We start from the raw sequence: 22074 nt of genomic DNA, 5'->3' as shown, positions 1-22074 counted from the left end.
GGTCTTGACTCTGTCGGTGATCTTGGGAGGTGATGGTCAGCTGCTGGCTGCTCGCCAGGATCGATGCCGGGGGATCTGGTGCTGGTCCAAGTAGTTCTGGAACGCCGTCGGTGGCCGTTGAAGGGACGGCTGTTGGGGAGTCGGTTGTCTGCTGCACCGTTCGACGTCGATGGCAACGGCGGTGAGGACGAGCCGGACGTGGGCCTTCGCCCGGCCGCGGTAGCGACACTTGCGCATTCCGTGGCCGTGAGCGAACTCGTTGATCGTGCCCTCGATGCCGGAGCGCACCGCGTAGTGCTCCTTCCAGACCGGGGTTTGCTGCTCGGCGCGGTTGCGGATTTGCAGCTCAAGGAGCTCCCGGGGTGGGAATCCGACGTTCCTGGCCCCTCCGCGGGAGGTGGTGCACCGCTGTCGGAGCGTGCACGGATCACATTGGCCCTTGGTGAACCCGGCCACGATGAGCGGGGCTGCGGTGGGCGAGGATGTCGGGTAGGGCCCGTGCCGGTTGCGGGTGACCTCCCCGTTCGGGCAGGTCACCTCCCGGCGGTCGAAGTCGATCCGGAAGTCGTCGCGGGCGAAGCCCTCTTGCGTGCGGTGCCGGCGGGTGGCGTTGCCGGGCAGTGGCGCGGTCATCGTGATTCCGTGCTCGCGCTCGGCCCGTTCCAGGTGGACCAGGGAGGTGTAGCCGCCGTCGACCAGGTGGCGGCCGGGTAGCAGGCCGCGGCGGTGCAGCCGGTCGTGGATCCCGGGCAGGGACCGGGAATCGGCGGCCGTGGCGGGAGCGGTCGCCACGTCGGTGATCACGTTCACGCCGCCGGTGGCACAGGTTTCGGTGACATGGGCCAGGAACCCCTTCCAGCGCGTGACCTGTCCCCGGCGCGCGTAGCGGGCCTGGGTGTCGTAGGACGAGACGACCGCGCCGGCCGAGGGCGGCAGGCCACCGTCCTCCGGCGTGCGCCAACGCAACCGGCCGGCGGCGTCGGCGTAGTAGTTCTGCACGAGGATCTGCCGTAGGGCTTCGGCCCGCGGGCCGGCCGTGCGACCGGGTCGGCGGCTGTGCAGGTGCTCCAGGAGTCGGCGGCCGTCCTCGCCGGCCTGGTTGATCCTGGTCTTGGGTCGGGTGGGGTTCTTGCCCAGGCGCACCGGGCGGCCGTAGCGCTTGCCCCAGTCCTCGTCGACCAGGCCCTTCAGCAGGTGTGGGGCGGTGCGGGCGACTTCTTCCAGCGCGCCGCGCACCGCCTCGGTGACCAGCTCCAGCCGGGTCAACTCCCGCACCATGCCGAGGACATGGGTGGAGTCGGTGCGTTGCGCGGTGCGCCCGCCGACCAGCCCGGCATCCTTGAGCCGGGCCAGTGCCAGGTCCAGCAGCCGGTCGGCGCGGTCGCCTTGGGCCGGCCTGTCGCGGAAATCGGCCAGCACGCTGGGGTGGAAGCCAGGATCGTCCAGGTCCATGGCCAGGGCGTATTTGAAGTCGAGGCGGCACCTTACTGCTTCGGCCGCCTGACGGTCGGACAGGTCCAGCAGGAACTGCAGGACCGAGATGGTGGCCAACTGGGCCGGTGACATGCCGGGCCGTCCGTCCCGGGGATACCACTCGGCGAAGTCCTGGTCGTCCCACAGTCCGTCCAGCCGGTCGCGGATCCACATCGCCGGAGTACCCCGGGGATTGCTGGCACGCGCGATCCGCGCGGTCAACTCTGGGACGTGACGGCCGGGCCGGGACTGCATCGACATCGCGAACACCTCTGAGTGATGGAAAGTCACCAGCGTGTCACCAGATAGTCGGAGGGTGCCCCGGTTTTCTTGGATTGCCAAGATCACCGACAGAGTCAAGCTCAGTAGCCATGCCCATCGCACTCTTCCCGCTGGTCAACGAGATCCGCTTCGGGGGAAACCCGCGGACCCTCGGCCTGTTCCTCTCGGCCGTCGCGGTCGGGGGGATCACGGCCGGTTTGCTCTCCGGCACGGTGACGCACTGGCGCCGCAGCGGCCTGGTACAGCTGTCCGCAGCCGGGATCTGGGGCCTGGCGCTGGCCTGTTTCGGTCTGGCGGGGCCGCTGTGGCTGGCGCTCGGCTGCCTGGCCGTGGCGGGTGCTGCCGACACCGTGTCTGTCGTCACCCGCAGCGCCCTGGTCCAGTTGGAGACCCCGGACGCGTACTGGGGGCGGGTCTCCTCGGTAGAACACGTCATCGGTGTCGCGGGCCCCGAACTCGGCAACTTCCGTGGTGGCCTGTTGGCGTCGGTCACCTCCGCCCCCTTCTCCCTGGTCTTCGGGGGACTGTCCGCCATCCTGGCGGTCGCCGCCGTGGCCGCGACCAATGCCCCCCTTCGCGCCTACCGCACGCCGCCTGCTGCCGCGAAGCCGACCGTCTCCGGAGTCGCCGACGCGGCAGCGGCCGCTGGTTGAGTGTGCTGATTCGCCTCCAGCTTCGACGCCCGGCGAGGGGTCGTCATTCCTCCGATCCCGCGGCTGCGCGCCGTGAGATCGCCGGGCTGCGCGCCGGCGCCGGCCTCGACTGAGCGCCGCCGTTCACGTGTTCGGGCCGTCGGCGATCACCGTGCTCCACGCGAGCGCACCGACGTGCTCCGCCGGCCCCTGCCCGCCGAGTGGACCGACGGTCCGTCGGCCGCTACTGCCGATTCGGGGGCGTCGATTGCCTCGCATCCGCCCGATCTTCCCGGGTACTACGGGGATCCCCGTCCCGCCGACGTGCCGAACTCGGCCGGCTGCGGCGCCTCGTTGGGGATGCCGCGGTCGGCTCGGGGGCGTCGTACCAGGCGGCATGAGGCCGCACCGATCGCGATCACGGCGACGGGCAGTGCCAGCGTGGGTGGCACGGCGTGGACGACGCCGTGGTCGACGGCGGATGTCGCCGCGTGTGCGAACTGACGGGCGAGGTCCTCGGGTGTTCCCGTCGGAGCGTGGACCGCTGTGCTGTTCTGTCCGGCCCCGGCTTCCTGACCACTGTCGGCGGCGTTGCGCAGCGCGGTCAGGAACGGGTCGCGGAGGCCGTCCGGGAGTCCGGCGGCCCGCCTGGCCGCTTCGTCCTGGATCGAGGAGGCCAGGCGGTTCTGGAGGATCGCCCCGACCGCGGCGCTGCCGATCACCGTGCCGATCTGCCGGATCGTGTTGAGCACGCCGGAGGCGGCGCCGGCCATTCTCGGCTCCACGTTGAACATGGCGATGGTGACCATGGGGCCGAACACGCAGCCGATGCCGGCCCCGGCCGTGATCAGTGCCGGCTGGAACTCCCACCAGGCGCGGCCGACATCGACGACCATCGCAAGCCAGGCCATGCCGCCGGCGAACAGGGTCAGGCCGCCCATCAGGATGTACGTGCCGCCGATCCGGTCCGCCATGCGGCCCGCGATCGGCGACAGGGCCGCCGAGACCACCATCGCGGGCGCCATCACCAGGCCGGCTTCGAGCGCGCCGAAGTCCAAGACCGACTGCAGATAGATCATCACCGGCAGGAACAGGCCCATCATGCCGACCTGGACGGTCGCGGACACGAAGGTCATGACCGCGTAGTTGCGGTCGCGGAAGAGCGTGAAGGGGAGCAGTGGGTCGTCGTGCTGCCGGGCGCGCTGCTGGATCAGGAAGACGGCCAGCAGCACGGCGGCCGCGCCCAGGAGGGCCCAGATCCCGGCGTTCCAGCCGTACCGCTGGCCTTCGGTGAGGGCGAACGTCGCGCAGGCCAGGGTCGCCGTTGCCAGCACGACACCCACGATGTCGAGCTTGCGGCGGGCGCCGTAGCGGGCGTCCGGCACGAGCGCGACGGCCATCGCCAGCACGGCCACGCCGACGGGGACGTTCACGAAGAAGATCCAGCGCCAGCCGACGGTGCTGACCACGAGACCGCCGAGCGTGGGCCCGGCGATCGTGGCCACGCCCGCCACCGCGCCCCAGACCCCGAGCGCCGTACCCCTGCGCTCGGGCGGGAACGTGCCGATGATGATCGTCATCGTCTGCGGCATCAGCGCCGCGGCGCCGAGCCCTTGGACCGCCCGCGCGGCGATGAGCTGCGCGGGATCCTGCGACAGGCCGCACAGCACGGATGCCACCGTGAACAGTGCGACACCTCCGATGAACATCGCGCGCGGCCCCCATATGTCGCCCATTCGGCCGAACGTGATCAGGAGCGCGGCGAGGACGAGGACGTAGATGTTGATCACCCACAGCACCGCGTCCAACGACGCGTGCAGGCCGCCGATCATGCTGGGGATGGCGACGTTGACAGCCGTCAGGTCCAGCAGCGTCATGAAGAAGCCCAGGCTGAGTGTCAGCAGCACCGCCCAGGGGTTGCCTCGCCACCGGCTCATTCGATTCCCTTCCATGGACTGTCCCTCCGGGTCTCCCGGAGAACGAGTTGTCCGAACTCGTGCGGGCCGAGTTCGTGTGCCGCGCGCCAAGGGCGGGCACCGGTGGTGTCGCGGTCAACGGGCGCGGACCCACGGGTTGTGACGGCGTCGGCGTGTCGCCCTGTCTTCCGTGTCACCGCCGGGGGCAAGGCCGCTGAAGGCGGCCGACCGTCGACGGCGGGCGGCGGATCGCCGCGCGTCGACGGCCCGGCTCCAAGCGCCGGGCCGTCGACGCGGCTCAGCCGGTGCGGCGCCGGCCCGGTCTCAGCTCTTGGCGGGGGCTTGCAGGCTCCACACCCGGCCGTCGGGATCGCGGACGGTCATCTCGCGGGTCCCGTAGTGGGTGTCCTCGAAGGGGGTGACCACCTCCAGCGCCGGATCGGTCCGGAAGCCGTCGGCGTCCGCCACCGTCAACGCGAGCCGCACGACGGGCTCCCGGTCTTCGGGGACCTCGACGATGACGAGATAGGGGCCTTCGCCGTTGCGGAACACGCCCGAGCCGTCGCCGGTGGCGTGGTCCGACTCGAATCCCAGCGCTTGGAAGAACTTCGCGGACTTGCCCCAGTTGTGGGTCTCCAGGAACACCGCTTCGATTCCTTGTGTCGCCATGTCATGACTCCTTGTCTGGGGCTTGCGCCCGTTGCGTGTCGGCGTCGTCGAGGTAGGCGCGCAACGCTTCGGCGACCAACGCCGACAGCGACATGCCCGTCTCGATCGCATGGTGTTTGACCTGCCTGATCAGGCCTGTCGGCAGGTACACGTTGAACTGCCTGGCCGCCTCATCACCCATGTCCATGATGCTAGCATCCTAGAAAAGTAGCTTGCTAGCACAGAGAGGAAGCGGCGCATGTCCGTCCACGCAGTCACCCCGTACGCCCCGGTCGTCGTCCGCGCCGACGAGGCCGAGCACCTCCCCGAGATCGGCCACCACCTGCTGGCCGACGCAAGTGCCAGCAACGGCGCGCTCAGCGCCCACCGCATCCGACTCGCCCGCGGCGCCGACGGCGCGACCCCCCACCTGCACAACCACTCGTCCGAACTGTTCTTCATCGTCGACGGCACACTCGACCTGCTGGTGGGCCCCGACATCGTCACCGCCCGCTCGGGCGACTTCCTGGTCGTCCCGCCGCTGTGCCACCACGCCTTCCGCGCCGGCCCCGACCACACCGCCGACGCACTCGTCGTGATCACACCCGGCATCGAACGCTTCGCCTATCCAAGGCAGGTCGCGAAGATCCGCAGGGGCGAAGCCGACCGCGACAGCCTCCTCACCGAACAGGACCACTACGACACCCACTTCGTCAGCACCCACATCTGGTGAGTCAGGCCCACCGCCCCCTACCGACACAGGTACCGACAACCGCGACGACCAGGACGCCTGCACCCGTCCGGCCGAACACGGGCGCGCCGCCCTCGCATCCCATGCAGCCATCGGACGCGAGGGCGGCGGCGGGGAACCATCAGCGCATGAGCGGCGCAGGCGGAGCCGACGCCCGGCCGGTGGCAAGCCAGCGTCACGGAGCGCCGCCGCATGACCCGCCCCGGACAGGGCCCCCAATGTCTTGCCGGCGGCCCCGCGGCGGCGTTTCTCGCCACGAGTACGTGTCGCCTTCGAACGCTGTCGCCTCCGGTCCCGGCGCGCCGGTGCCGAAGCCCTCGTGCTCGGGCCGGGGCGATGTGATGGTCCCGGATGGCAACGACGTGCGGGTGGTCGCCACCCGTTCGACCGGATCGGTGATGGAGCCGGACTCCGCAGGGATCGTGACCGGTCGTGTGCGGGGTCGGGGGCCGACCGGGCCGGATCGGCGTCGGAACGAACCGATGCCACCGGTGACGCCACCGGGTCCCGGTTGCTAGGTTGGTGTCATGACGGTGATGACGTTGCGGATTCCCGATGATCTGGACGCCTCGATCCGCGCGGGCGCGGCGGCGGCGGGCCTGTCCCTGAACGCCTACATCGTGCGGGCCGCCCGCCGGCAGGCGGTCCTGGACGCCGCCCGGCACCTGGCCGGGCTCGGCCTGGGCGAGGACCTGTGTGGCGAGGGCGACAGCCTGTGAGGCGAGGCGAGATCTGGACCCTGGGCGACGGCCGCGACGTCCTGATCGTCTCCCTGGACGGCCTCGAACAGGCCTACGCGGCACTCCTGGCGATCGTGCTGCACCCCGCGGGGCGCTACCCCGACACCGCGATGTCCGTCGTCGTCGAGGACCCCCTGCCGTGCACGGCCGTGGCGGTCAACCTCCAACAACTGCGCACCACCCGCTTCGACGACGCGAAACTCCTCGGCGCCGTCGACCCCACCGTGATGGAACGCGTCGACCAGGCCCTGCGCGCGGTCCTGGACCTGTAAGTCCGGACAGGGCCCGCCGCAAGAGAGTTGGTCCACGTCGTGGTGGAGCTGTACCGCGGCTGGGAGAACCCGAGCCGGCCCCGATCGCGGTCTGGCGGGGTCGCCACCCGCCCGAACAGCGCCTCCGACAGCATCGTTCTGCACGTCCCCGACGCATGGTTCCTGTAGAGACCGAGACCCAACTGCGGGTCTCGGTCGGTCGTCGCGGCCCTGTACCCGGGGTACAGGCGGCTGTCGGATCCGACGTTCCGGTTCCTGTACCGGACGCGGTCGTGTGGGGGTCGGCCTTCGTTCGGTGCGCGGTTCCGGAATCACTCGGCAGGCCCGGAGCGGGCCGCCCCTCGTCGTCGGCTTGCGATGCCCGCCCGGGTTTTCGTTTGCGGCGGTTGTCGCAGGGCGCATGCTCACCGCGATCGAAACGAAGCTCTGCCAGGGGAAGCAGGCCTCCGGCTGAGCGGCCGCCCGTGCGGCGCGGAGCGTGGCGAAGACGACGCCTCGTCGTCGCGCAAAGCGCCGGCCGGGGGGCGATTCTCCGGGGTCTGCCGGCGTCCTCGTTGGTCCGCCGGGTCCGGTTACGGCGAAAAGGGCCCCGCGGCGAATACACAATGCCGGGGATGAGTCTGACCGGCGAGTTGAAGCACGCCGATTCCGAGGTCGCGCGGTTCTTCGCCGCGCGCCTGCCGGATGCCGCCCGGGCGCAAGCGGCGCTGCGGCGCTGGACCGCGCACCTGCCGGAACCGGTCCGCCCTCCGCCCGGCTGCACCACACCGCCCTGGGCGTTGGGCCTCACGATCGACCACCGCGTCCGCGTCTCGCTCGGCGCCCCCTACGGCGACCCCATCCGGTTCGGCATCAAACGATTCCGGCCCGACGACCCGGGCGTACGCGACGCGATCGGGCGAGCGGGGCCGAACTCCTCACCGAACTCGACCGCTTCACCGGCGCACCCCTGTTGCTCGACGGCGCGGACGGCGACCGGTTGATCCGATTGTGCGCGGTCGCCTCCTACTTCGCACACGTCTACCGCTCCGGAGGGTGCGACCGCGGTGACCTCCTGGACAGGGCCGGCGCCCACACGACCCTCTCCTCCCTCCTGGCCGACGTCCCGCACGAAACCGTCGAGGACATCACCGCGCAACTGCGCCTGGCCGAACCGCGCGAGGCGCTGGGATGGCTGGTCGGCCGGGAGGTGGAGTGCGGAGCGGTGTTCGCCGGCAGCGCGCACGTCGGCGGGGCCGACGCGGACCTGGTGTGTGCGGGCGAGTTGATCGACTGCAAGGCCGTCGCACCGTCCCGCCTCGGCACCCGCGAGCTCTATCAACTCGCCGGATACCTCCTGCTCGACTTCGACGACCACCACCGGATCCGCTTCGTGAGCCTGTATCTGTCCCGCCAGGGCGCCATGCCGGGCCGGCACGTCAACGAGTTCCTGCCGCTTGTCGGCGCCACCGCATCCCTGTGGGAGCTGCGCACCGCGCTGCAGGACTTCTTCGTGCCGCCGGCCGAACACGTGGCCGTGGGCCCGGACCCCGCGTGGGCGGTGCCCTGCCCGAAGTGCCGAGCCCAGGCGGAAAACGGATGCGTGACACCCCGCGGCATCCCGGCCCGCGCGACCCACGCACCGCGCCTGAACGCAGTCCGGCGCCGACTTCCGATGCCTCACCCAAGCCGGTGAGCGGTTGAGTTGGGCGGATGGGTGGTTCGCCTTGCCTTCAGTCCGTCTCGCGCGGAATGGCGGCGATGCCGGCGCAGGCCAGGACTGCCGTGGCCGCAGTGTTGAGGAAGAGCATGAACGTCCATGCTCCATCCGGAGTGCTGATCTGGCCCAGGCGGAGCCTGTCAATGCGATCAAGGCAGGTAGGGATGTCCAACGCTGTGTCGGGGTGTGTTCCTCGTCTTCGGTGGGTTTGTTGATCCACGCGTGCGTGGGAATGTGGGGCGGTTCGGGACGCCCGCGGACGAATCGTTCGGGATGGTGTCGGTAGGCGTCGGCGAGAGTGCGTGCTCGGGCTTCGCGGACGAGTTCGGCCCGGCCGTGGTGCACGTCGTAGGGGGTGTGGTACCCGATTCCGGAGTGTCGGTGATCGTGGTGGTACCAGTCGAAGAACTCCGCGCCCCACTCGCGTGCGTGCGCGATCGAGGTGAACCGTCCCGGGTAGTCGGGTCGGTACTTCAAAGTCTTGTACTGGCTTTCGGAGTACGGGTTGTCGTTCGATGTCTTGGGCCGCGAGTGGGATCTCGAGACGCCGAGGTCGGCCATCAGCTCCGCGACGGACTTCGCGGTCCGGATCGCTCCGCGGTCCGAGTGGATCGTCAACCGGGTCCCGCCCACGGCGTGCCGACCGACCGTCTCGGTGACGAACTGCCGTGCGAGTTCCTTGTGTTCGTGATGCGCGACCATCCAGCCCACCGTGTATCGGGAGTAGATGTCGATCATCGTGTAGAGGCAGAAGAACACCCGCCGATCCGGTCCGCGCAGCTTCGTCACGTCCCACGACCACACCGTGTTCGGGGCCGTTGCCACCAACTCCGGTTTCACGCGGGGCGGATGGGCGGCCTGTCGTCGGCGTTCGCGGACCTCGCCGCGCTCGCGCAGGATCCGATACATCGTGGACTCCGAACACAGGTGGACGCCCTCGTCCAACAGCGTGGCCCAGACCTGGGCCGGGGCCGGCAAGTGGTTCACCCGGCCGCCTTCTCGGTGCCCGTCGCGTGGTCGTGGTGTCAGTTCGCCGGGACGAACTGTGTTCCGAGTTGGTCGTCGAGGCGGTGGATGAGGTATTCGAGTTGGCTGTCGACGCGACGCTTGAGGGCGTCCAGGGTCGGGGGCGCGTGTTCCTCCGGGGCCGTGGAGTCGGCCACCCGCCCCTCGATCAGTGCGAGTACGCCGGTGCTGGGGTCGTACAGCGCGGCGCGGGGGCGTGTGTGGAAGCCGTCGGCGTTCGGCACGTAGGTGAGGAATCCCCGGAAGTCGGCCAGGCCCTTGACGCGTGGACCCGGGTAGGGCTCGGAGGTCTGCTCCTGGTTTTCCTGGTATCTGCCTGTCGGTTTGAGGGTGCATTTGCCGCTGCCGACGAGTTGTACGAAGTAGTCCCTGGTGAGGTCCCGGAAGTCGGTGCGGACGTACCAGAGGGTGATCGTGGTGGCGATGTCGTCGGCGAGATAGGACTTCGCGGCGAATTGGGGTTGGGGATGGAGCCAGGTTTCCCAGTGCTTGCCCTTGAGTTGGTCCACGCACGGGGTGCCGGGGTCGGGCACCGTCTCCAGTGTGCCGCCGCCGAAGCGGTTGTTGTTGTCGACGATCGGTGGCCTGACGGTGAATCCGGGGATGTTATTGCCGGGCAGCACCTCGGCGAGTCGGGCGAACGGCGGTTCGGCGGCGGCGAGTCCCAGGCGGTAGACCTTGAATCCGTTCGCTCCCTCGGCGATGGACGCCCCCACTTCCATGAGCAGGGGTTCGTGTTCCCATGCCGCCAGGATCGCCCGGATCATCCCGGGGCAGAGCTTCTCGCACAACTCCTCGATCTCCTTGCCTGCGGCCGATGCGACCTGTTCCGCGCTCCAGCCCTGGCGGCTGACGGCGACGGCGAGTCGGGTGCCGAGTTTGCGCATCGCGTCGCCGCACTCGCGGGCGCCCGCGACGAGTCGGCCGGTGATGTCGGCGGCGGAGGGGTTCGCCAGCTTGGAGATCTCCGTCCCGTGCTTGTACAGGCAGGCGAACGCCTCGGCGGCCTCGTGGGTCGCCGCCACCGCCCGGACCACGGGATCGGTCGGCTCGGCGGGCAGCATGCCCTTGAAGATGGCCGTGGCCAGATCCAACAGCGGGGTCGCCGCGTCCAGGGTTGCGGTGATCGCGGCGCCTGCCGTCAGCTTCGACAGATCGACCTTGAGCCGGATCATGCCGCCGGCGGGCAGGAACGCGACGGGCAGGTTCTGCGCCGCGGCCATGGTCCGGGCCAGGAGCGTATACGGATTGTCCGGGTCCGGCTTGGCCTCGACGAACTGCACGCCGGTGGGCAGATCGAGCAGAAAGGGTGTGAAGTGCGGATTGCTCACGTACAGATCGAGGGTTCGTCGCGACCCGTCGGTGACATCGAATCTGGTGCACGTGATCGCGCCCGGCACGAACTTCTCGACGTCCAGGGTGAGGGTGAGCGCCGGGTACGCGCACTCGACGATGGGCGGGTTCGCCACGCGCTTGCCGATGCCCAGGACGCCGTCGGTGCTGAGCAGGTTCCTCGCCTTGGTCACGGTCGTCGCGATCGCGCTTTCGACGTCCCACCATCCGATTCCCCAGAGCGAGAAGCGGTCCGTGCCCACCGAGACCCGATGCCGTGCCTCGTCCACGTGTTCCGGAGTCAGGGCCTGCCATTCGTTGCCTTCGTAGCGCAACACCCGCAGGTTCTCGACCTGTTGCGGCGTCGCCTCGGCCGGGTAGTCCAGGGTCACCACGGCCCTCCCCTTGGCGAGTTCGCCGCCCCGTACCTCGATCCTGGTGGGCTTGCCGAAGAGCCTGTACGCGCCGCTCGGCGGCGGCGCGTCGTCGACGGTACTCAGGTGCAGGACCGGCGAAGCCCCCTTGAACGCCTTGGCAGGGGCCGAAACGGACACGCCCCCATGGGGGTTGGCCCCCTCGACGGAGCCCTCGCCGTCGCCTCCGCCGCCCGACGTGCATCCGGCGACCACGGCCACGATCACCGCGAACACCGCCACCGTCCGGCAGCGCGCCGCGGCCCACGACCACACCGTCATGTCCCCCACCATCCCCACTTCACGCCCGTCACGGCCCTACCGGACGAATCCGCCGCGCCCCCCACGAGCGCACATCCGTCGATCATGCGCGGAACAGCCCCGACCTGAGGACCCGTTCGGTGAAACCGACGACGCGAATCACGCAACGAATCGGCAACACACAACCGGTATCACCCCATTCATGTCACATATCCCACCCCGTCCGGAGGCGAATCCGGCGCGGCGCGGCCGCGGACCGGGTTCCTCGAGGATGGGCATGCCCGGTCGTCGCCGGTGCGCGGGGGTGCCTCTATGTCTTTCGTCAAGTGTGAGCGGGTCATGCTGCGACCGGTTGGGTCGGGCGGGATTCGTAGAACGTGCCGTCTCTGAGCATGGCGAACAGGACGCTGATGCGTTGTCGGGCGAGGCGGAGGAGGGCTTGGGTGTGGGTCTTGCCGCGGGTTCTGCAGCGGTCGTAGTAGGTGCGGGAGGCGGGGTCGTGCAGGGCCGCGAACGCGGAGAGGAACATCGCCCGTTTCAGCAGCCGATTGCCTGTCCTGGGGGCGTGTTCGCCGTGGATGGAGGATCCGGAGGACTTCGTCGTGGGGGCCAGGCCCGCGTAGGAGGCCAGGTGGGCGGCGGTGGGGAAGGACGACCCGTCGCCGATGGTGACCAGGAGGGTGGCTGCGGTCCTGACGCCGACTCCGGGCATCGAGATCAGGACCCGGGAAAGAGGGTGGGCCTCCAGGAGCTCGCCGATCTGCGTCTCGACGGCGCGTCGTTGTTCGTGGACGGCGGCGAGCGAGCGGGCCAGGGAGGGCACGACCGTGTCGAGGGTGGTGGTGCCGGGGACGACGACGGTCTGTTCGTCGAGTGCGTCGAAGATGTCGTTCACGAGGCGTTCGGCCATGCGCGGGGCCTTCGGGCGTATCAGGGCCACGAGTCTGCGGCGTCCGGCCTTGCGCAGGGCGGCGGGCGAGCCGTGTCGCTCCAGGAGGTGGGTGACGGCGGGGTGGTCCAGGCGGGGTCCGAGGACGCGTTCGAGGGAGGGGCGGAACTGGGTGAGGAGGCCGCGGATGCGGTTGCTGGTGCGGGTGGCCTCGCCGGCGAGGTCCTGGTCGAAGCCTGTCAGTACCGTGAGTTGGGCGATGGTCTCGTCGGCGACCTCGAGGGCGCGCAGGGTGTGGGGCATGGTGCGGGCGGCGTCGGCGATCACGTGGGCGTCCCGGGCGTCGGTCTTCGCCTCGCCCGGGTAGAGGTCCGCGATCCGTCGTATCGCCAGGCCCGGCAGGTAGGCGACCTCGCAGCCCGCGTCGCGGGCCACCGTCAGTGGCAGGGCGCCGATCGAGGCGGGCTGGTCGACGATCACCAGTACGGTGCCGAACTTCACCCGGAGCTTGTCGAAGACGGCCCGCAGCTTCGGTTCGCTGTTGGGCAGCCTCTTGTCGTAGACGGTTTTGCCCGCGGTGGTGAGGCCGTGGCCGTGGTGGTCGGTCTTGCCCACGTCCAGGCCGAGGAAGACCTTGATGTCGCCGGTGTCGAGCACCGCACCCCTCCCAGGGTGTCGTTTTGGTCCCGGCCTCATGCCTTCGCACCGCACGCGCGCATCCACGTTACGCAGACCAACCACCCTTCGTTGGCCGGGCGTTGCGCTCGGCCGGGTGGCGGTCAGGCCTCTCATCAGCGGTCAAACGGTGCTCCGGGCCCGGTGACGCCACCCCCCAGGTCATGCGTTCCAATGCCGTTGCTTTAAGGGCTCGGAGCAGTTGATCCGGTGTGTTGATATCGCGTCTGGAGCGACTGGGTCTGGGTGTCCTGACCCAGTCGTGTCCGCCCGAGTTGGTCGACCGCGTGGTCGGCGAAGCTGGCCGCCAGGAAAAACGCCGCCGCTTGCTGTCGGCCCGGTTCACGGTGTACTTCGTCCTGGCGATGTGCCTGTTCCCGCAGGCCGACTACCTCGAAGTCCTGCGTCTGGTGAAGTCCGGCGACCGCGGACTGCGGTCGTGGCCCGGCGTGAACAAGTCGTCGCTGACCCGGGCGCGCAAACGGCTCGGCTGGAGGGTGATGCAGGAGTTGTTCCGGACCGTGGCCCGGCCGCTGGGCGGCGATGCCGAACTGTTCCACGGGATGCGGGTGTTGGCGTTGGACGGAACCTTGCTGGCGGTGCCCGACTCGGTGTCGAACAACGAGACCTTCGGCAAGTCGGGTTCCCAGCGCAGTCCGATGGGCTACCCCCAGGCCCGGGTGGTGGCCATCGCCGAATGCTCCTCCCACGCCGTACTCGATGCCGTGATCGGCGGGTTCAAGGACTCCGAACGCATCGTCTCCGACGCCCTCGACGCCCACACCGGAACGGGAACGCTGCTGTTGGCCGACCGCGGTCTGTGGGGCCTGGTCCGCTGGCACCGGCTCCGCGAACAGGGAACCCACCTGTTATGGCGCATCGAGCGGCGCAAGGCCCGCCGGGTCCAGGACGTCCTGCCCGACGGCAGCTACCTGGCCCGGATCGAGGCGAACAAGCACAGCAAGGCATCCGGGACCGTCAAGGCACCGCCGGCCCTGGTCCGGGTGATCGAATACCGGGTCGACGGGCAGCCGGACATCGTCCGGCTGATCACCAGCCTCACCGATCATGAGAGGTATCCGGCTGCCGAACTGGCCGTCCTCCATGCCCGGCGCTGGGAGATCGAGTTGGTCTTCGACGAGATCAAGACCCATCAACGTGGCAGGCCCGTGCTGAGATCCCAGACCCCGGACGGGGTACGGCAGGAGATCTACGCGCATCTGGTCGTCCACCACGCCACCCGACATCTGCTGGACGAAGCCGCCCGACTGAACAGCACTACGGCGGAACGGACTTCGTTCACACGCGCCCTGCACCTCGTCCGCCGCACGGTGATCTCACCGGGCGGCTTTTCCCCCCTCGGCCCGCAGACGGGACCGAAGCCTCGGACTTACCGAAATCGGCCGCGGCCTGCTTCCCGGGCGGCGGTCACGGGACTGTCCCCGCAAGATCCGTTCCTGCGTCACCGGCTACGGCAGCAAAGCCCCTGGGGAAGCAGCCAGCCATCCCCGCCAGCCCATCGTAGTCGCGCTGAGCCACCGCTGGCATGACCCTTAAAGCAACGGCATTGGAACGCATGACCTGGGGGGTGGCGTCACCGGGCCCGGAGCACCGTTTGACCGCTGATGAGAGGCCTGACCGCCACCCGGCCGAGCGCAACGCCCGGCCAACGAAGGGTGGTTGGTCTGCGTAACGTGGATGCGCGCGTGCGGTGCGAAGGCATGAGGCCGGGACCAAAACGACACCCTGGGAGGGGTGCGGTGCTCGACACCGGCGACATCAAGGTCTTCCTCGGCCTGGACGTGGGCAAGACCGACCACCACGGCCACGGCCTCACCACCGCGGGCAAAACCGTCTACGACAAGAGGCTGCCCAACAGCGAACCGAAGCTGCGGGCCGTCTTCGACAAGCTCCGGGTGAAGTTCGGCACCGTACTGGTGATCGTCGACCAGCCCGCCTCGATCGGCGCCCTGCCACTGACGGTGGCCCGCGACGCGGGCTGCGAGGTCGCCTACCTGCCGGGCCTGGCGATACGACGGATCGCGGACCTCTACCCGGGCGAGGCGAAGACCGACGCCCGGGACGCCCACGTGATCGCCGACGCCGCCCGCACCATGCCCCACACCCTGCGCGCCCTCGAGGTCGCCGACGAGACCATCGCCCAACTCACGGTACTGACAGGCTTCGACCAGGACCTCGCCGGCGAGGCCACCCGCACCAGCAACCGCATCCGCGGCCTCCTCACCCAGTTCCGCCCCTCCCTCGAACGCGTCCTCGGACCCCGCCTGGACCACCCCGCCGTCACCCACCTCCTGGAGCGACACGGCTCGCCCGCCGCCCTGCGCAAGGCCGGACGCCGCAGACTCGTGGCCCTGATACGCCCGAAGGCCCCGCGCATGGCCGAACGCCTCGTGAACGACATCTTCGACGCACTCGACGAACAGACCGTCGTCGTCCCCGGCACCACCACCCTCGACACGGTCGTGCCCTCCCTGGCCCGCTCGCTCGCCGCCGTCCACGAACAACGACGCGCCGTCGAGACGCAGATCGGCGAGCTCCTGGAGGCCCACCCTCTTTCCCGGGTCCTGATCTCGATGCCCGGAGTCGGCGTCAGGACCGCAGCCACCCTCCTGGTCACCATCGGCGACGGGTCGTCCTTCCCCACCGCCGCCCACCTGGCCTCCTACGCGGGCCTGGCCCCCACGACGAAGTCCTCCGGATCCTCCATCCACGGCGAACACGCCCCCAGGACAGGCAATCGGCTGCTGAAACGGGCGATGTTCCTCTCCGCGTTCGCGGCCCTGCACGACCCCGCCTCCCGCACCTACTACGACCGCTGCAGAACCCGCGGCAAGACCCACACCCAAGCCCTCCTCCGCCTCGCCCGACAACGCATCAGCGTCCTGTTCGCCATGCTCAGAGACGGCACGTTCTACGAATCCCGCCCGACCCAACCGGTCGCAGCATGACCCGCTCACACTTGACGAAAGACATAGAGGCACCCCCGCCGCAACGCGGTCGAGGCCCGCCGTCGGCGCCCGCCCGTACAGTCGCCTGCATGACCATCCAAACACGGACCTTCGTCGGAGCCCCGAACGACGCGCCCCGCCCGCGACGCGTCGCGTCTCCCGTCGTGGACGAGGGCGACGACGACGTGCTGATGGCGAAGTTGACCGCTCGCGCCTGGGATCCGGGGCGGCGTTTCGACACCGTCCGCGTCCCGACCGCCTGGATCCTCGAACACTACGGCCACGACCGCCTCACCCGCTCCGGCGATCGCGTCGTGTCCTGCGCCATGAACGGGACCGACCTCGAACTCCCCTCGCACACCGAGGAGGTGACCGCCTACTACGCCGACGCCCCCCCGAGGACCCCTGTTCCCACCCGCCATCGCGCACCAGGTCGACGAGGCGCAGTCCCTCGTCGGGTGACCCCTGCCCGCACTCCTGCGCCGCCTCTACACCGAGATCGGCGACGGAGGCTTCGGACCCGACTCCGGACTCTCCTCCCTGCGCCGCGGAAACCGCGCCCCGGGACACGTGCACGACTGGCCCCGCGCGATCCGCGACGACGCGGAACACCACCGCCACTGGTCACCACCCCCCTACGCCGACCTCCAACCCCCGGGGCAGCGTTCCGCGGACCTGAGCCGCTACGGGCACCGAAGCCGGGGGAGCGCCGGCTGAGCCCTCGGGGACGTCTCGCGCTGTCGGTCGGGACGTCGGGGTGTTCCGTCGTGCCGGGGCGGCCGGCGCCCCGAGGGGAAGAGGCGGCCGGCCGGTTCGTCGACGAGGGTGTTCGGGCCCACACACGAACGTGTCGCGACACCCGCCACGATGCCGGGGCGGGACGTCGACGCCGGGGATGCCACGCCGCCGCGTGGACGGCATTCGCCCCATGGGCGCATCACCTCCGGGGACGCGGGCCGAGGGGTCTCGCCGTCCGGGTGGCCCCGTCGGCGGGCGGGTCGGGAGTCCGGGGGTGGCGACCGCGAAGCCCTGTGCGTCGGCGAACGCCGGTGTCGGAGGCCCTGGTTACGCTGTCGCCGTTCGCATCCACGGGGGAGTCATGCGTCGGTACCGGAAGCACGTCGTGGTCTACGTCTTCGTCGTCGTGGCGGCGTGGTCGGCGACGCGTGTGCTCGACGAGGGGTCGTCCGCCGCCCCCGCGGAGCGGCCGGCGGTCGCGGACTCCCCGACGTCGCCGCCCCCGAGCGCATCCGACGTCGCGGCGATGTGTGCCCGGCCGAACGTGGTCTGTCTGGTGGCGACCGCCACGTCGGGGAAGTAGGACGGGTCCGACGCCTCGCGCCGAGTCGGTGCGTGGCCGCAAGGTTCGGGGCGGACGGCCGTGCCGGGCGTCGTCGGTGGCATCGACCATGATGGGCCCGTTCCGGATGGACGACGCGAGGAGTACACGATGGCCGTGCCGACGATCAGTCCCGAGGAGCGCAGCGCCGCGCTCGCCAAGGCCGCCGCCGTCCGCAGGGAACGAGCCGCGGTGAAGGCGGCGCTCAAGAGCGGCCGGCTGTCACTGGGCGAGGTGTTGGCCACCGACACCCTCGCCGTGGGCAAGATGCCGGTCCGGGCCCTGCTCGAATCCCTCCCGGCCATCGGGAAGGCACGCGCCGCCGAACTTCTCGTCGAGTTGGGGATCTCCGAGAACCGCCGAGTCCGCGGCCTGGGCGCCCAACAACGCGAGCGCCTCCTGGAACGCTTCGCTCCGCAGGGGTGACGGAGACGGGAGCAGCACCCGCTTCCGCCACCCCGAGGGAAATCGTGACGAGCGTGACGAGGTTGCGTATTCGGGCCTTCCTGTCGATGGTCGGACGTGATGGTCTGACGGCTCCCGGCCGAGTCCAGCGGAACAGATGGGGCGGCCTGTGATCGTCGAGGTCGGTGCTCGGCCGCGCCCGCGGCTGCGTCCGGGACCGAGCACGCCGAAGACTCGCCGACCGACATTGTGCTCACCCGAGGCGATCGGCGCGGCGATGTTGCGCCGCTGCGCGTACTTCGCGTGCGAGGTGGCGGTACGCGATTGCGAACGGGTCGTCGGGCAGGTTCAGGACGCGGTCGCCGACGCGTCGCTCCGGGCGTGCGCGCCAGGTGTGGGGGAGTTCCGCCAGGACCGGGACTCCGCTCGCGGCGATGTCACGGTAGACGGCGTCGTGGAAACCGCGGTTCGTGTCGGGGTCGGCGCCGTCTTCGACGGTCGTCACCAAGCCGACGCAGGGCTGCATGACGATTCGGTTCGCGAACATCTGCCGGAACAGCACGGAGCTCTGCGCGGGGGTCAGGTCCAGACGGTGTCGGCGCGATGTGGGGTCCAGACGGCCGAGTTCGTCGATGGGGATGTCCAGACGCCACCCGTGGATGGGGATGTCTTCGCGGGGGATCGTCATGATCACCGTGTCGTGGGTCGTCGTCGGGACACAGTGGGCGTCGTCGCCGATGCGCACGATGTGGTCGTAGTCGCGTAGGGCGGCTTCGATGGTCCGGGTGAGAGCGGAACCGGGAGCGGAATCCGGGTCCGACGTCGTGCCGAGCCCGGTCGGGGGAAGCGTCGCCGCCAGCACGTCCAGGATGCCGGACCCGGGTACCGCGATCGTTCGCGTCGACCACGTGTCGGCGGGCGTACACACGTCCGCGCGCCGATCCGACGTCGAGGTCACCGCCAGCACACGGTGCCCCTCCAATGCCCAGGCCGACGCGAGGCCCCATGCGATCGCGGGTGCCTCCCTGGGCAACAGTTCCCACGACTGCGTGGCGTGGACCCGGTGGACGAACGCGTGCGCGGCGTCGTCGGATCGCTGGGTACGCAGCCGCCGCGACGCTTCCTGGTATCGGATGCCCTCCCGCGCGGCGAGGCGGCGGGTCTGGTTCTTGCGGGCCTGGTTCGACGACACGATCGTTCTTTCCAGGCGTGCGGTCCCGTGACCCGCACGCCATGGGACCGGAGGGCAGGAGACCGGGAATCCGATGGGTGCGTGACGACGCGGTGCGTCTTCGGCTCCTTCGACACCCACCCGGCCACGGGGCCGGGCGAGCTGGGACCGAGGCGTCGATCGTGCTGCCGAATTCCCCAACGACTCAACGCCCTTCAGGACACGGCCTGCCGTGAACTCGTTGGCCGGCAGCCGCGGTGTCGGCCGGCCCGGACGCGACCGTTCGCTCCATGGTGAACCCGACCGCGGTCGGCATCGGCGCCCGGCCCCTCCTCGATCGAACATGCCGGTGGCTGAAACCGTGGCCTGAAGAAGTTTCGTGTCGGGAGGGGTCAGGGCCACCCGGCTGCACTGCCTGCGTCCGGCGCGGCACGGTGATGGGGGCCGGCCGGCGTCGAAGGAGGGATTCCCCGACCTGGTCAAACCGTGCCCGACGCGGCGATTTTCACCCGGATCTTGCCTCTTGGACGCGGACTCGGACCGCATTCGGCACCGTTCCCGACTCGGGGCTCGCCCCTGGCTGCGCCGGTCCCTCCTTCGGACGACGGAGGGTTGTGCTCGGTGTCGGGGTCGTCGGTGATGATCGTTCCCGTGACCGACATTCCGGTGCCCGACGCCGTTCTCGCCGATCTCGACGCCTACACCCGGGCCGTCGCCGCCGTCTCCGCGGCGGATGACGCCCGCCGTAGGGGGTGGGAGCCTCGGTTGGACGACGACGCGTACGAGGCGTTGGCGTACGCGATCGAGTGTTACGAGCACGAGCACCTCGAGGAGGTCCTCGCCGACCGGCCCCCGCGCCCGCCGATCCCGATGCCGGACGACGCCCCGATCACGAGGCGACGGCAGGTCTGGGGAGCGACCACGGTGCCCGGAACCGGGGCTGCCGAATGGGACGAGTGGTTCTACACGCCGGCCGTCGGCGTCGGACCGCTGCGGTTCGGTATGACGGTCGACGAGGTGGTCGAGGCGGCGGCCGGGATGCTCGGCCGGACGAGGGTCGGTGATTGCGTGTGGCGCCACGCGACGTTCTCGCCGACGTGGTGGATCGAGGTCCGCCGTCGCGAGCCGGCTCCTTCACCGCCCGCGGTCACGGCCTATGTGAGCCGGGACGCGGGGCTGTTCTGCGTGGCCGTCGACGCCGTGCACGGTCCCCGGGTCGCCCACGACGGACTCGCCCTGGCCGGCAGGGACCGAGAGGAACTGGAGAGCGACGCGATCGCGTACGCCGAGGCGAGAGGCGTGTACCTTCGCTACTCGCCCGAGGGTTTCGTGGGACCGGACGATTCCGGGGTCGTGTTGTGCGGGCAAATGGTCGGGCAAGTCCTGCGATCGCGCCCGTTGTTCATGGTGACGCGCGACGGCGCGAACACCGAGTGGGACTCGATACCCTCCGAGGAGTACCCGGGCAGCGGGCATTCCACGGCCCGAACCCTGGGCTGAGACGACCAAGAACCGGCTGGAACACGCCCGCGCCCTCCCAGGCCCGGCCGACCCCGACCGGCGACGGAAACGGCTTCCGATCGCTGCGCCCGCATGCGGGTGTTCAACGCGCTGTGCCTGTGGGATGTCGGTTGTGTATCGCCAGGGCGAGCGGGTGGTCGCGGTCGCGGTACCACGCCTGGTGCCCGACGGCGGTCCTGTCACCGGTCGCGGTGATGGTGGCGGTGAGGCCGAAGTCGTGGACGGTGGGGCGCCCTTGCCCGTCCCACCAGCGCCACGCCATCTCCACCTCGTCCCACAGACGCCGCGGCCCGCTCTGCAGCACGCTCGGGGTGTGCACGACAGCGAACCCGACCGCGGCGACGGAATGCCCCGAGCCGGTGTCGGCGGCGTGCAGCCACAGCGTTCCGCCGCCGTGGTCGTCCGGGACGGGTTGGGCGAGGCAATCGGGCACAGTCCCAGGACGAAGCCGACGGGATCGAACGGCTCGGCGACCACGTCGTCCCAGCCGAGCGAGGTCGTGGACGCAGCAGCCATCTCGGCCCAGTCGTCGGAAAGCGCCGCGGTGCGGCGCCTCTCGGGTTCCTGTCTGCTTTTCCTTACGACTTTCGGGACGGGTTGTCGGTTGGGCGCCCGGGCCTGTCGATGGCGTTGTGTGGTGCTGCCCGGCCCTGGTGGCAGGCATGTGGCGGATCGGGCCGTGAGGGCCACAGGAGGGCGTCCGGGTCGCTTGTGGAGTGGCTGCTGGTGGTCCCTCGTGCGGATTGCGGTTCCTCGAAGCGCGGGTCCGGTGGGCTGTGCCGGTTACGCTCCGGACACGGTGCGCTCGCCCGAGCGTCGTGAGCGAGCGGGGAGTGCGCCATGGCGGTGGGGACTTCGGTGGGCGAGGACGACCTGCGCACGATGTTGGCCCGGCGCAGCGGCCTGGACGAGGCCTCGCTCTGGTATCCCGTGCACGAGGTGCCGCGCGCGTTCGGGGTGTCGTGGCCGTTGACCGGCGACCGGGCCGAGGACGTCCTGTCCGACCTGCTCGACGGTCTGCGACGCACTCTCCCGCCGCCGGACGAGCCGTCGGGTGCCCGCGGCCCCAACGTCTTTCCGCCGCCGGTGTTCAGCTTGACGACCAGATCGCGCTCGTCGCGCCGCTCGAACCAGGCCCCGAGGACCTGCCCCTGCGGATCGCGCAGGAACTCGTAGCTCCCCCCGCAGCAGAGAGCGGAACAGCTCCCGCGGCTCGACCGGTGCCGGAGCCGCACCGGAGCCGAACGTCGAGAAATCGATGACCATGTGTTCCCCCGCGTAGTCCGGCGCGCGTGGCGCCTGACGGGCCCACGAACGATGAGCCTAACCGACCGAAATGACGGACAGGCGATCATTTGTGCGATACGTGGACCCGACCCGGGCGACGACCCGAGCACACAAAAAGCAGGAGCCCGGCCACCGGCCGGACTCCTCAACACTGGTAGCGGGGGCAGGATTCGAACCATGCGACCTCTGGGTTATGAGCCCAGTGAGCTACCGAGCTGCTCCACCCCGCGTCGGTACGACCAGTCTACGGATTCCGAGCGGTGAGCGCGTCCCTTTTTCTCCGTGCCGGGCCGTCGCCCCCGGGCGGGCTCGCCATTCGTGTCCAATCCCCGAACGTGCAGATCGCCTTTCCGTATGAACCGCCGCTGTTGCG

The 22074-nt window shown here is 70.1% G+C and carries 19 protein-coding genes, 1 tRNA gene and 2 pseudogenes; 12 read left to right on the top strand and 10 right to left on the bottom strand.

Going from position 1 to position 22074, the window contains the following annotated elements:
- Positions 1–36: 36 nt before the first annotated feature.
- Positions 37–1734 carry an IS1182 family transposase gene (locus tag OG948_RS34425; protein ID WP_331768955.1) on the bottom strand — a complete coding sequence of 566 codons (1698 nt, stop codon included), beginning with the start codon at positions 1732–1734 and terminating at the stop codon, positions 37–39.
- Between the two features lie 104 nt (positions 1735–1838).
- On the opposite strand from OG948_RS34425, the pseudogene OG948_RS34420 reads away from it, so the two are divergent.
- Positions 1839–2408 (top strand): annotated as a pseudogene (locus OG948_RS34420) (MFS transporter); the annotation flags it as partial.
- Between the two features lie 278 nt (positions 2409–2686).
- On the opposite strand, the gene OG948_RS34415 reads toward OG948_RS34420, so the two are convergent.
- The 3 genes from OG948_RS34415 to OG948_RS34405 all read right to left on the bottom strand — a co-directional run bounded on the left by OG948_RS34415 (position 2687) and on the right by OG948_RS34405 (position 5153).
- Complete coding sequence (locus tag OG948_RS34415; protein WP_331768954.1) at positions 2687–4324, bottom strand: DHA2 family efflux MFS transporter permease subunit; 1638 nt, start codon at positions 4322–4324, stop codon at positions 2687–2689.
- A 303-nt stretch (positions 4325–4627) separates the two neighbouring features.
- On the bottom strand, positions 4628–4972 hold the full coding sequence (locus tag OG948_RS34410; RefSeq protein WP_331768953.1) for a VOC family protein: 345 nt from the start codon (positions 4970–4972) through the stop codon (positions 4628–4630).
- Between the two features lies 1 nt (position 4973).
- Entirely contained in the window at positions 4974–5153 is a 180-nt protein-coding gene (locus OG948_RS34405; RefSeq protein ID WP_331773380.1) for a CopG family transcriptional regulator, read from the bottom strand.
- A 57-nt stretch (positions 5154–5210) separates the two neighbouring features.
- Here OG948_RS34405 and OG948_RS34400 point away from each other — a divergent pair, with 57 nt between their 5' ends.
- The 5 genes from OG948_RS34400 (at position 5211) to OG948_RS34380 (ending at position 8389) form a co-directional block, all read left to right on the top strand.
- Positions 5211–5684: a cupin domain-containing protein gene (locus tag OG948_RS34400; protein WP_331768952.1), complete on the top strand. Its 474-nt coding sequence runs from the start codon at positions 5211–5213 to the stop codon at positions 5682–5684.
- Between the two features lie 545 nt (positions 5685–6229).
- Complete coding sequence (locus OG948_RS34395) at positions 6230–6421, top strand: toxin-antitoxin system HicB family antitoxin (RefSeq protein WP_331768951.1); 192 nt, start codon at positions 6230–6232, stop codon at positions 6419–6421.
- Positions 6418–6714 (top strand): hypothetical protein, encoded by a 297-nt coding sequence (locus OG948_RS34390; RefSeq protein WP_331768950.1) that lies wholly within the window; start codon positions 6418–6420, stop codon positions 6712–6714. Before OG948_RS34395 ends, OG948_RS34390 begins: the two co-directional genes overlap by 4 nt.
- A gap of 614 nt (positions 6715–7328) precedes the next feature.
- A complete protein-coding gene (locus OG948_RS34385; RefSeq protein ID WP_331768949.1) occupies positions 7329–7697 on the top strand; it encodes a hypothetical protein in 369 nt (122 codons plus the stop codon).
- The gene (locus OG948_RS34380; protein ID WP_331768948.1) at positions 7694–8389 is read left to right on the top strand and encodes a hypothetical protein; all 696 of its coding nucleotides are present in this window, start codon (positions 7694–7696) and stop codon (positions 8387–8389) included. The genes OG948_RS34385 and OG948_RS34380 overlap by 4 nt, the downstream gene beginning before the upstream one ends.
- Before the next feature lie 387 nt (positions 8390–8776).
- On the opposite strand, the pseudogene OG948_RS34375 reads toward OG948_RS34380, so the two are convergent.
- The 3 genes and pseudogenes from OG948_RS34375 to OG948_RS34365 all read right to left on the bottom strand — a co-directional run.
- Positions 8777–9322, bottom strand: a pseudogene (locus OG948_RS34375) (transposase); the annotation flags it as partial.
- A 116-nt stretch (positions 9323–9438) separates the two neighbouring features.
- Positions 9439–11466, bottom strand: a complete 2028-nt coding sequence (locus OG948_RS34370; RefSeq protein ID WP_331768947.1) for a hypothetical protein — start codon at positions 11464–11466, stop codon at positions 9439–9441.
- Between the two features lie 316 nt (positions 11467–11782).
- Positions 11783–13030 carry an IS110 family transposase gene (locus OG948_RS34365; RefSeq protein WP_406300418.1) on the bottom strand — a complete coding sequence of 416 codons (1248 nt, stop codon included), beginning with the start codon at positions 13028–13030 and terminating at the stop codon, positions 11783–11785.
- Between the two features lie 191 nt (positions 13031–13221).
- Between OG948_RS34365 and OG948_RS34360 the strand changes: the two genes are divergently transcribed.
- From OG948_RS34360 to mihF, 4 genes are all read left to right on the top strand, one after another.
- On the top strand, positions 13222–14559 hold the full coding sequence (locus OG948_RS34360) for an IS4 family transposase (RefSeq protein ID WP_331768946.1): 1338 nt from the start codon (positions 13222–13224) through the stop codon (positions 14557–14559).
- A 171-nt stretch (positions 14560–14730) separates the two neighbouring features.
- A complete protein-coding gene (locus OG948_RS34355) occupies positions 14731–15978 on the top strand; it encodes an IS110 family transposase (RefSeq protein WP_406300418.1) in 1248 nt (415 codons plus the stop codon).
- Between the two features lie 1099 nt (positions 15979–17077).
- Positions 17078–17299, top strand: coding sequence for a hypothetical protein (locus tag OG948_RS34350; protein ID WP_331768944.1), 222 nt, complete (start codon positions 17078–17080; stop codon positions 17297–17299).
- A 129-nt stretch (positions 17300–17428) separates the two neighbouring features.
- On the top strand, positions 17429–17743 hold the full coding sequence (mihF, locus tag OG948_RS34345; RefSeq protein ID WP_331768943.1) for an integration host factor, actinobacterial type: 315 nt from the start codon (positions 17429–17431) through the stop codon (positions 17741–17743).
- Positions 17744–17975: 232 nt separating this feature from the next.
- On the opposite strand, the gene OG948_RS34340 is transcribed toward mihF, so the two are convergent.
- A complete protein-coding gene (locus OG948_RS34340; RefSeq protein WP_331768942.1) occupies positions 17976–18914 on the bottom strand; it encodes a hypothetical protein in 939 nt (312 codons plus the stop codon).
- Between the two features lie 630 nt (positions 18915–19544).
- Here OG948_RS34340 and OG948_RS34335 point away from each other — a divergent pair.
- Positions 19545–20393 (top strand): hypothetical protein, encoded by an 849-nt coding sequence (locus tag OG948_RS34335; RefSeq protein ID WP_331768941.1) that lies wholly within the window; start codon positions 19545–19547, stop codon positions 20391–20393.
- Positions 20394–20496: 103 nt separating this feature from the next.
- Here OG948_RS34335 and OG948_RS34330 read toward each other — a convergent pair whose 3' ends face one another.
- A complete protein-coding gene (locus OG948_RS34330; RefSeq protein ID WP_406300417.1) occupies positions 20497–20847 on the bottom strand; it encodes a hypothetical protein in 351 nt (116 codons plus the stop codon).
- 407 nt (positions 20848–21254) lie between these two features.
- Here OG948_RS34330 and OG948_RS34325 point away from each other — a divergent pair, with 407 nt between their 5' ends.
- Positions 21255–21590, top strand: coding sequence for a hypothetical protein (locus tag OG948_RS34325; protein ID WP_331768940.1), 336 nt, complete (start codon positions 21255–21257; stop codon positions 21588–21590).
- Positions 21591–21853: 263 nt separating this feature from the next.
- Here OG948_RS34325 and OG948_RS34320 read toward each other — a convergent pair.
- Positions 21854–21931: transfer RNA gene (locus tag OG948_RS34320), tRNA-Met, on the bottom strand.
- Between the last annotated feature and the right edge of the window lie 143 nt (positions 21932–22074).

This window comes from Embleya sp. NBC_00888 (genome assembly GCF_045207655.1).
Classification (GTDB): Bacteria; Actinomycetota; Actinomycetes; order Streptomycetales; family Streptomycetaceae; genus Embleya.
Note: the sequence above shows the minus strand (reverse complement) of the source record. Positions and strands in the feature narration are given on the sequence as shown.

Bases quoted from the DNA above. Each gene is read 5' to 3' on its own strand.
- OG948_RS34410 (WP_331768953.1), bottom strand. From the start codon at position 4,972: ATGGCGACACAAGGAATCGAAGCGGTGTTCCTGGAGACCCACAACTGG.
- OG948_RS34350 (WP_331768944.1), top strand. From the start codon at position 17,078: ATGCGTCGGTACCGGAAGCACGTCGTGGTCTACGTCTTCGTCGTCGTG.
- OG948_RS34395 (WP_331768951.1), top strand. From the start codon at position 6,230: ATGACGGTGATGACGTTGCGGATTCCCGATGATCTGGACGCCTCGATC.
- OG948_RS34370 (WP_331768947.1), bottom strand. From the start codon at position 11,466: ATGACGGTGTGGTCGTGGGCCGCGGCGCGCTGCCGGACGGTGGCGGTG.
- OG948_RS34400 (WP_331768952.1), top strand. From the start codon at position 5,211: ATGTCCGTCCACGCAGTCACCCCGTACGCCCCGGTCGTCGTCCGCGCC.
- OG948_RS34415 (WP_331768954.1), bottom strand. From the start codon at position 4,324: ATGAGCCGGTGGCGAGGCAACCCCTGGGCGGTGCTGCTGACACTCAGC.
- OG948_RS34425 (WP_331768955.1), bottom strand. From the start codon at position 1,734: ATGTCGATGCAGTCCCGGCCCGGCCGTCACGTCCCAGAGTTGACCGCG.
- OG948_RS34325 (WP_331768940.1), top strand. From the start codon at position 21,255: ATGGCGGTGGGGACTTCGGTGGGCGAGGACGACCTGCGCACGATGTTG.
- mihF (WP_331768943.1), top strand. From the start codon at position 17,429: ATGGCCGTGCCGACGATCAGTCCCGAGGAGCGCAGCGCCGCGCTCGCC.
- OG948_RS34385 (WP_331768949.1), top strand. From the start codon at position 7,329: ATGAGTCTGACCGGCGAGTTGAAGCACGCCGATTCCGAGGTCGCGCGG.
- OG948_RS34355 (WP_406300418.1), top strand. From the start codon at position 14,731: ATGAGGCCGGGACCAAAACGACACCCTGGGAGGGGTGCGGTGCTCGAC.
- OG948_RS34365 (WP_406300418.1), bottom strand. From the start codon at position 13,030: ATGAGGCCGGGACCAAAACGACACCCTGGGAGGGGTGCGGTGCTCGAC.
- OG948_RS34405 (WP_331773380.1), bottom strand. From the start codon at position 5,153: ATGGGTGATGAGGCGGCCAGGCAGTTCAACGTGTACCTGCCGACAGGC.